The sequence below is a fragment of the Mesorhizobium sp. USDA 4775 genome, assembly GCF_054062655.1.
Window position 1 is genome coordinate 1,216,833 of record NZ_JBSSFM010000001.1, and the last position, 13,038, is coordinate 1,229,870.

The 13,038-nt window shown below is 64.5% G+C and carries 11 protein-coding genes; 2 read left to right on the forward strand and 9 right to left on the reverse strand.

Annotated elements, in window-relative coordinates:
- Positions 1-184: 184 nt before the first annotated feature.
- The 3 genes from iolD to ACVILI_RS06185 all read right to left on the reverse strand — a co-directional run bounded on the left by iolD (position 185) and on the right by ACVILI_RS06185 (position 5,006).
- A complete protein-coding gene (iolD, locus tag ACVILI_RS06175) occupies positions 185-2,035 on the reverse strand; it encodes a 3D-(3,5/4)-trihydroxycyclohexane-1,2-dione acylhydrolase (decyclizing) (RefSeq protein WP_038653680.1) in 1,851 nt (616 codons plus the stop codon).
- A 35-nt stretch (positions 2,036-2,070) separates the two neighbouring features.
- Positions 2,071-4,005, reverse strand: a complete 1,935-nt coding sequence (locus tag ACVILI_RS06180) for a bifunctional 5-dehydro-2-deoxygluconokinase/5-dehydro-2-deoxyphosphogluconate aldolase (RefSeq protein ID WP_038651407.1) — start codon at positions 4,003-4,005, stop codon at positions 2,071-2,073.
- A gap of 155 nt (positions 4,006-4,160) precedes the next feature.
- A complete protein-coding gene (locus tag ACVILI_RS06185) occupies positions 4,161-5,006 on the reverse strand; it encodes a MurR/RpiR family transcriptional regulator (RefSeq protein ID WP_038651410.1) in 846 nt (281 codons plus the stop codon).
- Positions 5,007-5,162: 156 nt separating this feature from the next.
- Between ACVILI_RS06185 and ACVILI_RS06190 the strand changes: the two genes are divergently transcribed.
- Entirely contained in the window at positions 5,163-6,272 is a 1,110-nt protein-coding gene (locus ACVILI_RS06190; RefSeq protein WP_038651413.1) for a Gfo/Idh/MocA family protein, read from the forward strand.
- 11 nt (positions 6,273-6,283) lie between these two features.
- Here the strand turns inward: ACVILI_RS06190 and ACVILI_RS06195 are convergent, their stop codons facing one another.
- The gene (locus ACVILI_RS06195) at positions 6,284-6,979 is read right to left on the reverse strand and encodes a helix-turn-helix transcriptional regulator (RefSeq protein ID WP_038651416.1); all 696 of its coding nucleotides are present in this window, start codon (positions 6,977-6,979) and stop codon (positions 6,284-6,286) included.
- A 129-nt stretch (positions 6,980-7,108) separates the two neighbouring features.
- On the opposite strand from ACVILI_RS06195, the gene ACVILI_RS06200 reads away from it, so the two are divergent.
- Entirely contained in the window at positions 7,109-7,744 is a 636-nt protein-coding gene (locus ACVILI_RS06200) for a LysE family translocator (protein ID WP_019862599.1), read from the forward strand.
- A 32-nt stretch (positions 7,745-7,776) separates the two neighbouring features.
- On the opposite strand, the gene ACVILI_RS06205 is transcribed toward ACVILI_RS06200, so the two are convergent.
- The 5 genes from ACVILI_RS06205 to ACVILI_RS06225 form a co-directional block, all read right to left on the reverse strand.
- Positions 7,777-8,868, reverse strand: a complete 1,092-nt coding sequence (locus ACVILI_RS06205) for a 3-deoxy-7-phosphoheptulonate synthase (protein ID WP_038651418.1) — start codon at positions 8,866-8,868, stop codon at positions 7,777-7,779.
- Between the two features lie 328 nt (positions 8,869-9,196).
- Positions 9,197-9,991: an SDR family oxidoreductase gene (locus ACVILI_RS06210; protein WP_038651421.1), complete on the reverse strand. Its 795-nt coding sequence runs from the start codon at positions 9,989-9,991 to the stop codon at positions 9,197-9,199.
- A gap of 75 nt (positions 9,992-10,066) precedes the next feature.
- A complete protein-coding gene (gene iolG, locus ACVILI_RS06215) occupies positions 10,067-11,068 on the reverse strand; it encodes an inositol 2-dehydrogenase (protein WP_038651424.1) in 1,002 nt (333 codons plus the stop codon).
- Between the two features lie 121 nt (positions 11,069-11,189).
- Positions 11,190-11,957, reverse strand: a complete 768-nt coding sequence (locus ACVILI_RS06220; protein ID WP_010912863.1) for an ATP-binding cassette domain-containing protein — start codon at positions 11,955-11,957, stop codon at positions 11,190-11,192.
- Between the two features lie 2 nt (positions 11,958-11,959).
- Positions 11,960-13,036 (reverse strand): ABC transporter permease, encoded by a 1,077-nt coding sequence (locus ACVILI_RS06225; RefSeq protein WP_019862603.1) that lies wholly within the window; start codon positions 13,034-13,036, stop codon positions 11,960-11,962.
- Positions 13,037-13,038 lie beyond the last annotated feature (2 nt).

The following is a 13,038-nucleotide window of genomic DNA, read 5'->3' on the forward strand; positions in this document are numbered from 1 at the left end:
TCACTCCAGTTTCAGTTCGTATCTGTCCTCCCCTTTGTGGGGGTCCGAAGGACGGGCGAGACCCGTGGCTCGCCCCGGCAAGTCGCTGCGAAGCAGCGGGGTGGGGGTGCGACGCCGACCCCCACCCGGACCCTCGGTCCGACCTCCCCACAAGGGGGAGGTAGGGAGCAGCGCCGACTTAGCATCAATCGCCAACGCTCTGCATCTGGCGCTTTTCGTCATAGGCCTTGCGCGCCGCGTTGACCTGCGGCCGCGCGGAGACTTCCGGCACCGCCACATCCCACCAATGGCCGCCGGCGTCGGTGGAGACCAGCGGGTCGGTGTCGATGACCAGCACGGTGGTGCGGTCGTTCGTCTTCGCCTTCTGCAGGGCGTTTTCCAGGCCGGCAATCGACGGCACTTTCTCGGCAATTGCGCCCATGCTCGCCGCGTGCGCGGCGAAGTCGATGTCGGGCAGGATTTCGTGGCGCGAATCCTTCAGGAGATTGTTGAAGTTGGCGCCGCCGGTCGCCATCTGCAGCCGGTTGATGCAGCCATACCCACGGTTGTCGAGCAGCACGATGGTGAGCTTCAAACCCAGCATCACCGAGGTGGCGATCTCCGAATTCAGCATCAGATAGGAGCCGTCGCCGATCATGACGACCACCTCTTCGCCGGGCTTGGCCATCTTGGTGCCGAGTCCGCCGGCAATCTCGTAGCCCATGGTCGAGAAGCCGTATTCGGCGTGGTAGGAACCCGGCGCGCCGGCCTGCCAAAGCTTGTGCAATTCGCCGGGCAGACCGCCGGCTGCATGCAGCAGCGTCACGCCGGAGCCCATGGCCCGCTGCACGGCGCCGATCACCTGCGCGTCGGACGGGAAAGCGGCGTTGGTCGAGGCCGTCACCTTGGCCGCGTCGGCCTGCCAGGCCTTCTTGCCCTTGGCCGCATTGTCGGTCCAGGCGGCAGGCGCCTTCCAGCCCTTCAGCGCCGCGCCGAGTTCGGCCAGTCCCTCGGCCGCGTCGGCGACCAGCGGGAGTGCCCGGTGCTTGCCGGCATCGAAAGGTTGGACGTTCAGCCCGATGATGGTCTTGCCGGAAGTCTTGAAAAGCGCCCATGAGCCGGTGGTGAAATCCTGCAGGCGCGTGCCGATGGCGAGCACCACATCGGCATCTTCCGCCAGCCGGTTGGCGGCCGAGGTGCCGGTGACGCCGACCGCCGCCATGTTGAGCGGATGATCGTCCGGCAGCGAGGATTTGCCGCCTTGTGTCTCGCAGACCGGAATACCGGCGCCCTGGGCGAATTCGGCCAGCGCATCGGAGGCCTGCGAATAGAGAACGCCGCCGCCGGCGATGATCAGCGGCTTCTTCGCGCCCTTGAGTGCCGCCACAGCGGCGGCGAGTTCGTGGCGGTCCGGGCGCGGCCGACGCTGGTGCCAGACCCGTTCGGCGAAAAAGCTTTCGGGATAGTCATAGGCCTCGGCCTGCACATCCTGGCAGAGCGACAGCGTCACCGGGCCGCAATCGGCCGGATCGGTCAGCACCTGCATGGCGCGGCTCAGCGCCGGGATGATCTGCTCCGGCCGCGTGATGCGGTCGAAATAGCGCGACACCGGACGGAAGCAGTCATTGACCGTCGCCGTGCCGTCGGAAAAATCCTCGGCCTGCTGCAGCACCGGGTCGGGGATGCGGTTGGCGAAGACGTCGCCGGGCAAAAACAGGACAGGCAACCTGTTTACATGGGCAAGCGCCGCCGCCGTCACCATGTTGAGCGCGCCGGGGCCGATCGAAGAGGTCGCGGCCATGAAGCGGCTGCGGAAATTGGCCTTGGCATAGGCGATAGCCGCATGCGCCATCGCCTGTTCATTGTGGGCGCGGAAGGTCGGCAATTCGTTGCGCACCTGGTAGAGCGCCTCGCCCATGCCGGCGACATTGCCGTGACCGAAGATCGCCCAGACGCCGCCGAAGATCGGCATCTTTTTGCCGTCGATCTCGGTCATCTGGCGGGACAGGAAGCGGGTCAGCGCCTGCGCCATCGTCAGGCGGATTGTCTTGCTCATGGTGTTTTCCTCCGCAGTCCTTGTGCCGCGCCTTCTTATGCCGCCTTGCGGCCGCGCGCGGCAAGCCACGCCTCGGTCAACTGTTCGAAGCGCGACGCCATGTCGGCGACAGCCTCGTCATCCGACATCCTGCCGGCCAGCCACTCTTCGGCCGCATGGACGAAGATGGTGCGGCCGACGGCGAAACCCTTGACGATCGGCGCATTGGCGGTGGCCGCAAAGGCGGCTTCCAGCTCGTCCTGCGGCGCTTCCAGGCCAAGCAGCACGATGCCGCGGCACCACGGATCATGCTTCAGGATGACCGCTTCGATCCTGGTCCAGGCACCGGCTGAAGCCTGCGGTTCGAGTTTCCACCAATCCGGCTTGATGCCGAGCGCATAAAGCTCTTCCAGCGCGCGCGGAATGGTCATGTCGTCGAGCTTGCCGTGCTTGCCCGCGATGATCTCGACGAGCAGTTCCCGGCCGACTTTCCGCGCCGCCTCGAACAGCGCGCGCAATTTCTGCTGCTGTTCCTCCTTCAAGGCCGCCGGATCGTCGGGGTGGTAGAAGCACAGGCACTTGATGCAATGGTCGACCGGCCATTCCACCAGTTGCGAGCCGATGTCCTGCGAGAACTCAAAACGCAGCGGCCGCGAGCCCGGCAGTTCCACGGGGCGTCCGAGCCAGGCGAAGGAATGCCTGGCGAATTCGAACATCGCCTCGCGGCCATGTTTCTCGTCGATCAGCATGCCGTAGCCGTCACGGCCGGCAGCGACCTTGGCCGCCGCCTTGACCGCCAGCACCTTGAAATCGCGGATGCGCGCCGCATCGGCGCCGGCTTTCGCCGCCACGTCTTCTAGCTGCACACGGTGATCGCAGGCGAGTGCCATCAGCGAGGGGATATCGCGCCGCCGGGTCGTTGCCCAATGGATATGGTTGATCGCCTCGTCCTTGCGCAGCGCCCTGTATTTGCTGCCGTTCTTGAGGAAGAACTGCAGCTCCTCGAAGGTCGGATATTCCGGCGCGCAGAGCAGCCGCGACACGGCGAAGGCGCCGCAGGCATTGGCCCAGGTCGCCGCCGTCGCGTGGTCTTGCCCGCCCAGCCAGCCGCGCAGGAAGCCGGACATGAAGGCGTCTCCGGCGCCCAGCACATTGTAGATCTCGATCGGAAAACCCTTGCCGACGACACCGTTTTCCAGATCGTCGCTGATCGGTCCGTCATAGACGATGCAGCCCATGGCGCCGCGTTTCAGCACGATGGTGGCCGCCGACAGCGCGCGGATCGTCTTCAGCGCGCTCAGGCAGTCGTCGGCGCCCGAGGCGATCATGATCTCTTCCTCGGTGCCGACGATGAGATCGCAATCGGGCAGCACGGTCTTCAGCTGGGCCGAGACCCGGTCGGATTTGACATAGCGCTCGAAGCCTTCGGCATGGCCGGCAAGGCCCCACAGATTGGGCCGATAGTCGATGTCGAAGATAACCTTGCCGCCCTTGGCTTTCATGATGCGGATCGCCTTGCGCTGGGCGGCGTCGCTGTTGGGGCGGGAAAAATGCGTGCCGGTGACGACGATCGAGCGTGCCGAGGCGATGAAGGCCTCGTCAATGTCTTCCGGCGCCAGCGCCATGTCGGCGCAGTCCGAGCGGTAGAAGATCATCGGCGAAACGCCTTCGCTCTCGACCGAAAGCAGCACCAGGGCGGTCAACCGCTCCTTGTCGGTCTTCAGCCCATCGGTGTTGACGCCTTCGCGCTTCAGCTGTTCGCGGATGAAGCGGCCCATCTGCTCGTCGCCGACGCGCGTCAGCAGCGCCGAACGCAGGCCAAGCCTCGCCGTGCCGACCGAAATGTTGGCCGGGCAGCCACCGACCGACTTGGCGAAAGAGGTGATGTCCTCCAGCCGCGAGCCGATCTGCTGGCCGTAGAGGTCGACGGAAGCGCGACCGATGGTGATGACGTCGAGCGGCGCCTGTCTGGCGTCCACGGCTTCGCTCATTGGAACCTCCCGTCAGACTTGTTGTCAGGAACAACATTGTTTGGGTAACACGCGCGAGCGGCGGCGTGGTGCCGGGAATATGAAATAATAATTCCAATCCATAGTCAATATGGAATGAGCATTCCCGGATCTAAAATTGGCTTTTAGGTGCCCGATCAGGCTTTGCGCCTGCGGGCGGTATCGCGCCGCTTCTCGCCGACGCCAACGGTCAACGCCATGGCCAGGGCCATCGTCGCCGACAGCGAACGGAAGCCGGCGAAATCCGCCTCGGCAACCTCGAACCAGACCCTGGCGAACTGGGCGAGCGGCGAAAACGAGCTGTCGGTGATGGCGACGATCGGCACGCCCTGTTCTGAAATGGTGCGGGCTTCCTCGATGGTGGCCGGCGCGTAGGGCGAGAAGGAGATGGCGATGACGGCGTCCGCCGGCGTGGCGAAGGCGATCATCTCGGCGTTCAGGCCGGCGGCCGATTCGATCAGCTGGTTGCGGATCTTCAGCTTGCCCAGCGCATAGGCGATATAGCTCGCCACCGGATAGGAGCGGCGCTTGGCTAAGACATAAATGGTCTGCGCCTTTGCCAGCAGCGAAATCGCCTCTTCCAGATGCGCATCGTCCAGCGTGCGCGAAATGTCGTTGAGCGAGGTGCTGGCGGCGGCGACGAAGCCGTCGAAGATCGCGCGGTGACCGGCGCCGCCCTCGGCCTTGGCGCGCAGCGCCTGCAGCCGCTCGTCATAGGATGAGTTGCGCTCGCGCAGCCGCTCGCGGAACACCTGCTGCAGGCTGGTGAAGCCGTCGAAGCCGAGCTGCTGGGCAAAGCGGATCAGGGTGGAGGGCTGCACGCCGGCCGAGGCGGCGATGCTGGCGGCGGTACCGAAGGCGATGTCGTCGGGATTGTCGAGCGCGTAGGCGGCGATCTGGGCGATGCGCTTGGGCAGGCTTTCGCGCCGGTCCAGGATGGTGGCGCGCAGCGTCTCGAAGTCGCGAGGTACCCGTTCGTCCATCGTCGGCCCGTCCAAGCTCATCCGTGAAACGTCCTCTCTGCCCCATCATAGCGAGCCTGCGCAAGAACGCCATAAAAAATGAGGCAGACATTCCATTTGGAGAGAAAATGGACTAATTCATCCACGCAGTGCTTCAGGCAGCGGAGGAAACAGAAAATGGTCGGCGTCGGTCTTATCGGCACGGGTTTCATGGGCAAGTGCCACGCCATTGCGTGGAGTGCCGTCGGCGCCGTCTTTCCCGACGTGGCCAAGCCCAGGCTCGTCCATCTCGGCGAGGTCAATGAGGAGCTTGCCCGGCGCAAGGCCGGGGAGTTCGGCTTCGCCAAGGCCTCAGGCGACTGGCGCGCCGTCGTCAACGATCCGGAAGTCGATATCGTCTCGCTGACCACGCCCAACCAGTTCCATCCGGAAATGGCCATCGCCATCCTCCAGGCCGGCAAGCATCTGTGGTGCGAAAAGCCGATGGCGCCGAGCTTTGCCGAAGCCGAGGCGATGGCGGAAGCGGCCAGGAAATCCGGCAAGGTCGCTGCCCTTGGCTACAATTACATCCAGAGCCCGGCCATCCGTCACATCGGCGCGCTGCTCGACGAGAAGATCATCGGCGAGGTCAATCATCTGCGCATCGAGATGGACGAAGATTTCATGGCCGATCCCGAGGCGCTGTTCTTCTGGAAGCACGATGCCGCCTCCGGCTACGGCGCGCTCGACGACTTCGCCGTGCATCCGCTGTCGCTGGTCTCTGTCCTGTTCGGCCGCGTCGCCAGCGTCATCTGCGATATGGCCAAGCCCTATGCCGACCGCAAGCTGGCGGCGGGCGGCCGCCGCGCGGTCGAGACCTACGACATCGCCAGCATCTTGATGCATCTGGAAAACGGCATTGCCGGCACGCTCCAGGTCAACCGCTCGGCCTGGGGCCGCAAGGGCCGCATCGCCATCCAGATCTTCGGCTCCAAGGGCTCGATCCTGTTCGACCAGGAGCGAATGAACGAATTGCAGCTCTATCTCACCGCGGATCGCCCGACCGAACAGGGCTACCGCACCATCCTGGTGGCGCCGCACCACAAGCCCTACGACGCCTTCCTGCCGGCGCCCGGCCATGGCCTGGGCTTCAACGACCTCAAGATCATCGAGTGCCACGAATTGCTGACGCGGCTCGCCGGCCGACCGGCGCGCCTCATCGAATTCGCCGAGGGTCTGGAGATCGAGCGCACCGTGCACGCCATGGCACGTTCCTTCGAGGAAAAGCGCTGGGTGGATGTGCGGTAATACCTGCTCGTCTAGCCGCCGGGGGCCGGGGTTTCCCAGCCGTCGACCCAGATTTGGCGCAGGCGGTCGCCTTCGCCCTTGAAGTGCAGCCCGGTCGGCTGGCAGTCCTCGATGCGGTCGCTGCGGAAATTGCGGATCGCGTGCCGCAGTTCGCACCAGGCGACGATGTTGGCGGACTCGGCGTAGTAGATCAGCGCGATCGGCCGGATGATGCGTTGCGTGGTCCGGCCTGCTTCGTCGCGATAGGAGAGGTCGAGCTTCTCCTCGTCGCGGACGGCGCGGCGCACCAGAGCCAGGTCGATCGTGCCGGCCGAGGGGGCGGCAAAGCCCCAGGCATGCAGGGCATTGGCGTCGAATGTCTGGCGCAGCGGCGGCGGCACCGCGCCGGCGATCTTGCTGCTGACGCGCTTGGCCGCCTGCTTGAGCTCGTCGTCGCCCGTGCGCTCCAGCAGCGCCAGCGACAGCACGATCGCCTCCATCTCCTCGATCGAAAACATCAGCGGCGGCAGGTCGAAACCGGGGCGCAAGATATAACCGATGCCGCGCCCACCCTCGATCGGCACGCGCATCGCCTGAAGTGCGGCGATGTCGCGATAGATCGAACGGATCGTCACTTCCAGCCGTTCGGCGATCATGGCGGCCGTCACCGGGTGCCGCGCCAGCCGCAGGATCTGGATGATCTCGAACAGGCGTGACGCCTTGCGCATTTTCCTCACCCGGCTCCGACCGCAACTGACACACCCTTGTCAGTTGGGTCGACCTATAGGACTGCCTATCGAATTGAAAATCAACAGGTTCCGCTGCGGCTTGGTGGAACGAGGCGACAGGCAACTGACATGGGCTACGCGGAAAATCTCTGGCTTTTCTTTATCCTGCTGTTCGGCATCATCGCCGTTCCGGGCATGGACATGCTGTTCGTGCTGGCCAATGCGCTGACCGGCGGCCGCGACAGGGGTCTGGCCGCGACCGGCGGCATCATGGTCGGCGGCATGGTGCACACGCTGAACGGGGCGATCGGCGTCGGCCTGCTGATGCATTTCGTGCCGATCCTGTTCAAGCCGCTGCTGATCGCCGGCGCCGCCTACATGGCCTTCATCGGCATCACGCTGATGCGCAGCTCCATCACCGTCGGTCAGGACGGGCCTGTCGGCAGCCGCTCCGCATGGAAGGCGTTTCGTCAGGGGCTGGTGACCTGCCTGATCAATCCGAAGGCCTATCTGTTCGTGCTTGCCGTCTATCCGCAGTTCCTGAAGCCGGACTACGGCCCGATCTGGGTGCAGGCGACTGTCATGGGTCTGATGACGGTGATCACCCAGGCCGGGATCTATGGCGGGCTTGCAATCACCGCCGGCCGCAGCCGCAAGCTTCTGATCGCCAATCCGCGGGCGACCATCCTTGCCGGCCGCGCGGTCGGGCTGTTGCTCTTTGCGGTCTCGGTGTTCACCGCCTGGGAAGGGCTGAGGACGGCGTAATCCAGCGCCGCCCTTCCCACATTGCCGTCCTGTCAGGCAGCGCCTTGCCGGCTTTCCAGCATGGCGCGGCGTGCCGACCGGCGCCATTCGACGGCGCCGGCAAGGCCGTGCAGCACGGTCTCGGTGGTCGCCCAGTCGATACAGCCATCTGTGATGCTCTGGCCATATACGAGCGGCTTGCCGGGCACCACGTCCTGCCGGCCGGCGACGAGATTGCTCTCGATCATCAGGCCGATGATGCGCTCGTCGCCCGCCGCCACCTGGCCGGCCACATCGGCCGCCACCTTGGGCTGGTTCTCCGGCTTCTTGGTCGAGTTGGCGTGGCTGGCATCGATCATCAGCCGCGGCGCGACACCGAGGCGGGCGAGTTCGAGCGAGGCCGCCTCGACGCTTGCCGCGTCATAGTTCGGCTGGACTCCGCCGCGCAGGATGACGTGGCAGTCTTCATTGCCCGTGGTGGTGGCAATGCCGCTGCGTCCCCCCTTGGTCACCGCCATGAAATGATGCGGCTGGGCGGCCGATTTTACCGCCTCGCCGGCGATCCTGAGATTGCCGTCGGTGCCGTTCTTGAAGCCGACCGGGCAGGACAGGCCCGAGGCCAGCTCGCGGTGGATCTGGCTCTCGGTGGTGCGCGCGCCGATGGCGCCCCAGGCGACGAGGTCGGCAATGTATTGTGGCGTGGTCATGTCGAGGAATTCGGTCGCCGCCGGCAGGCCGAGATTGTTGACCGCCGACAGCACATTGCGCGCCATCCTGAGCCCCTTGTCGATGTTGAAGCTTCCGTCGAGGTCGGGGTCGTTGATCAGGCCCTTCCAGCCGACCGTGGTGCGCGGCTTCTCGAAATACACCCGCATCACGATCTCGAGCCGGTCGGACAGGGTCTCGCGCAGCGCCGCCAGACGGCTGGCATAGTCAACGGCCGCGACCGGATCATGGATCGAACAAGGTCCGACGACGACAAGCAGCCGGTCGTCGGTGCCGTTCAATATGGCGTGGATGGCATTGCGTGAGGCGCTCACGGTGCGCGTCGCCGTCAGCGTGCGCGGGATCTCCCGCATCACCTGGTCCGGCGTGCTCAGTTCTCGGATTTCCTTGACCCGCAGGTCGTCTGTGGTGGTCAACACGGCTTTCTGCTCCTGTTAGGAGACCTGCCGGCTGAAACAAAAAAGCCGCCAGGTCTGGCGGCTGTTCGGATTGTGTTGCTGCAATCTTCAGATCGAGCGCAATCCTCCCGCCGCCAGCGAGCTGCTAAAGTACCAATAGGTGGCGGACAGGTGGATCATGCGGCTCATATAGTCGAAGCCGAGGCGTTTGTCACGTCCCCTCGACGACAGTCAATCAGGGATGAGCCGTACCCTCGCGATTTCGTCATCCTCAGGCTGCGCGGCGTCGCTTCGCTCCTTGCTCCGCCCGTGGATGACGAAGTGAGGAGCGTTTGCGCAGGGCTCGCTGCTACTCCGGCGACGACCCGGCAACGCTCTGGTCGTAGTCAACCAGCGACCCCGTCATCACCCCCGATTGCGGGCTGACCATGTAGCTGATCAGCCGGGCCAGCTGGTCCGGCTTGACCAATTGGCCCATCGGCTGCGCGGCTTCGGCTTTCGCCAGCCAGTCGTCCGGGGCGTCGTGCCATTTCTTCTGCACGATGTCCTCGCCCTCGGTATCCATCCATCCAGGCAGGACCGCGTTGCAGCGGATGCGGTTGAAGCGATAGGCGTTGGCGACGTTCTTGGTCAGCGTCATCAGCGCGCCCTTGCTGGTCGAATAGGGCGTCAGGAACGACTGGCCGCAATGCGCCGACATCGACAGCACGTTGACGATCGAGCCCGGCGCCTTGCGCTCCAGGAGATGGGCGACCAGCCCCTGCATCAAGAAGAAGGGTCCGCGCACATTGGTGGCGAAGATCTGGTCGAAAAGCTCTTCCGAGGTTTCGACCAGCGAGCCGCGCGCCGAGGTGGCGGCGGCGTTGACCAGCGCGTTCAGCGTGCCGAAATGAGCGAGCGCGGTCGAAACCGCGCGCTTGCAGTCCGCCACCTTCGAGACGTCGGCGCTGACAAAGATCGCGTCGACGCCGGCCTTTTTGAAATGGGCAACGGCCTTGTCGCCCTTCTCCTGCGAGCGGCCGATGAGCGCCAATGCCCGGCAGCCCTCGTCGGCCAGCGCCTCGGCGACGGCAAAGCCGATGCCTTGCGCGCCGCCGGTGACGATGGCGCGTGTCTGTGAATTACGATCGGCGGATGCGCTCATCGCCCTACTCCTTTGTTAGGTTCCAAACAACTCAAGGTGTGTTTAGGTTCGGGTCAGGCCGGCCTCACCCGAATATCAACGCACCGTGTCGAGACGAACGGTCTTGCCTGTAGTCGCCGACTTCAGCGCCGCATCCGCCAGCTTCAGCGCCACGAGGCCGTCTGCACCGCTCGGTGCCGCTTTCTTGCCTGATGTCGCGGCGGCGATGAACGAGGCGATCTCGATCGCATAGGCGTCGAGATAGCGGGTCATGAAGAAATCGTGCAGCGGTGGGCGCGTATAGCCCTTCTCATTGGCCAGTTCGATGGACACCGGCCGCTGGTTCTCGGCTGCGATCATGCCTTTCGAGCCATGCACTTCGATGCGCTGGTCGTAACCATAGGTGGCGCGGCGCGAATTGGAGATGACGGCCTGCTTGCCGGAAGCCGTCTCCAGGATGACGCTGACGCTGTCGAAATCGCCGGCCTCGCCGATCTTCTTGTCGACCAGCACCGAGGCGTGGGCGCTCACGGCAACGGGCTCTTCGCCGAGCAGGAAGCGCGCCATGTCGAAATCATGGATGGTCATGTCGCGGAAAATGCCACCGGAGCGCTTGATGTAGTCGATCGGCGGCGCGCCGGGATCGCGCGAGGTGATGGTGACCATCTCGACCGTGCCGATGGCGCCGTCGTCGATTGCCTTGCGCACGGCGGCGAAGTGGGGGTCGAAGCGGCGGTTGAAGCCGACCATCAGCGTCGCCTTGGCCTTCTCGACCACGGCCAGGCATTTTTCGACGCGCTTGACGTTCAGGTCGATCGGCTTCTCGCAGAAGATCGCCTTGCCGGCCTTGGCGAAACGCTCGATCAGATCGGCATGGGTGTCGGTCGGCGTGCAGATGACGACGGCGTCAATGTCCTTGGACTTTTCGATGGCGTCGATGGTGCGCACTTCGGCGCCATAGGCCGTTGCCAGTTCGGTCGCCGCCTTCTCGAAGGCGTCGGCCACCGCCACCAGTTTGGCCTGCGGGTTGGAGCCGACAGCGCGGGCGTGGACCTTGCCGATGCGGCCGGCACCGAGGAGGGCGAAACGAACAGTCATGGATGTTTCCTCTGAGGGATGGGTTCGAGAGCGTTGTGTCCGCACCTTCCTGTTAGGGAAAGGTGCCTGGGGTATTTTGTTGGCGCGGCAGATCGTCCCGGAAGCGGGCGATCGCCTAGCCTCAAGCCGCGAGTTCCGCCTCCCCGGTCTTGGCGCCGGTGATGTAGGAGACGATGTCCTGGCCGTCGGTATTCTCCTTGCGCAGATTGGCGACGATGCGGCCGCGCCGGAACACCACGATGCGGTCACACAGGTCGAATACCTGGCGCATATTGTGGCTGATCAGGATCAGCGGCTCGCCATTGTCCTTCAGCGTGCGGATGATGTTTTCGACCTGCGCCGTCTCCTGCACGCCGAGTGCGGCTGTCGGCTCGTCCATGATGATCAGCTTGGAGGCGAAGGTCGCGGTCCGTGCGATCGCCACGCACTGCCGCTGGCCGCCCGACATGTGGCGGATGGTGTTGGAGAGATTGGGGATCTTCACCGCCGTGCGCACCAGCGCCGCCTCGGTTGCCTTGCGCATGTATTTGCGGTCGAGGATTGAGAAGGGCCCCAGATTGAACAGCACCTTTTCGCGGCCGAGGAACAGGTTCGACGGCACGTCGAGATCGTCGGCCAGCGCCAGGTTCTGGAACACTGTCTCGATGCCCGCGGTGCGGGCCTCGATCGGCCCGGCAAAATTCACTTCCTTGCCGTCGAACCAGATCTGGCCGCTGGTGCGCTGCTCGACAGCGGTGATCTGGCGCACGAAGGTCGATTTGCCGGCGCCATTGTCGCCCATGATGGCGACATGCTCGCCCTTGCGCAGTTCGAAGTTTGCGCCTTCCAGCGCATGCACGCCGCCATAGCGCTTGGTCAGGTTTTCGGTCTTCAGGACGATGTCTGACATGGTCAAGCCCTCAATGCCCGCAGGCGTTGGCGCCACTGGTCGAGAACGACCGCGCCGACGATGATCACGCCCTTCACCATCTCCTGGTAGTAGGCGTCGAGGCGCAGGAAGGTGAAGCCGGAGATGATGACGCCGAAGATCAGCGAGCCGATCACCGTGCCGATGATCGAGCCGCGGCCGCCCGACAGCGAGACGCCGCCGATGACGGCCATGGCGATGGCGTCGAGTTCGTACATCACCCCCATGCCGGCCTGGGCGGTGAGGTTCTTGGACGAGAGCACCACCGCGGCGAGCGAGGCGAGGATGCCGGCGATGACGTAGACCAGGATCTTGTGGTTGGCGATCTTGATGCCGGACATGCGCGCGGCGTCCTCATTGGAGCCGATCGCGTAACAGTGCTTGCCGTAGCGTGTGTAGCTCATGATGAGCTGGAACAGCACGGCCAGCGACAGGAAGATGATGACGGGCATCAGGCCCTTGCCGATCGCCGCGAAACTGTCGGTGGGAAACGAGATGGGCTGGCCCTTCGACCACCATTTGGCGATGCCGCGCGCGGTCACCATCATGCCGAGCGTGGCGATGAAGGGAGGAATGCGCGTGTAGGCGATCAAGGAGCCATTGACGAGGCCGGCGAGCAGCCCGCAGCCGATCGCCACCAGCAGCGGCACGATGACGGGCAGGTCGGTCCAGCCTTGCGCCAGGAACATCGCCTTCGGGTTGGGATTGCCGTTGACGGTCGCCACCTGGGCGAAACTCATGGCGATCATGGCGGTGGCCCCGACGATCGAACCCGAAGACAGGTCGATGCCGCCGCAAATGATCACCTGCGTCACGCCGATGGCGATGATGCCGACGATCGACACCTGCAGGATGATGATCTGCAGGCGGGCCTCATTGAAGATCCCCGAGACGTCGCTGCGGGTGTTGAACAGGAAACTGTCGCCGAGAAAGATGCGGCCGATCAGTTCGAAGATGACGACGAGAATGACGAGCGCCAGGAAAACGTTGAATTCGGCCGGCCAGGCGCGCTTCTTCGCATCGTAGGTAAGCCCTCCGACGCCATGAGATGTCTGTGCCAATC

What these genes read in the sequence shown, in the direction of transcription:
- iolD (WP_038653680.1), bottom strand. Translation starts at nt 2,035, where the DNA reads ATGAGCAAGACAATCCGCCTGACGATGGCGCAGGCGCTGACCCGCTTC.
- ACVILI_RS06185 (WP_038651410.1), bottom strand. Translation starts at nt 5,006, where the DNA reads ATGGACGAACGGGTACCTCGCGACTTCGAGACGCTGCGCGCCACCATC.
- ACVILI_RS06200 (WP_019862599.1), top strand. Translation starts at nt 7,109, where the DNA reads ATGGGCTACGCGGAAAATCTCTGGCTTTTCTTTATCCTGCTGTTCGGC.
- ACVILI_RS06210 (WP_038651421.1), bottom strand. Translation starts at nt 9,991, where the DNA reads ATGAGCGCATCCGCCGATCGTAATTCACAGACACGCGCCATCGTCACC.
- iolG (WP_038651424.1), bottom strand. Translation starts at nt 11,068, where the DNA reads ATGACTGTTCGTTTCGCCCTCCTCGGTGCCGGCCGCATCGGCAAGGTC.
- ACVILI_RS06195 (WP_038651416.1), bottom strand. Translation starts at nt 6,979, where the DNA reads ATGCGCAAGGCGTCACGCCTGTTCGAGATCATCCAGATCCTGCGGCTG.
- ACVILI_RS06190 (WP_038651413.1), top strand. Translation starts at nt 5,163, where the DNA reads ATGGTCGGCGTCGGTCTTATCGGCACGGGTTTCATGGGCAAGTGCCAC.
- ACVILI_RS06180 (WP_038651407.1), bottom strand. Translation starts at nt 4,005, where the DNA reads ATGAGCGAAGCCGTGGACGCCAGACAGGCGCCGCTCGACGTCATCACC.
- ACVILI_RS06220 (WP_010912863.1), bottom strand. Translation starts at nt 11,957, where the DNA reads ATGTCAGACATCGTCCTGAAGACCGAAAACCTGACCAAGCGCTATGGC.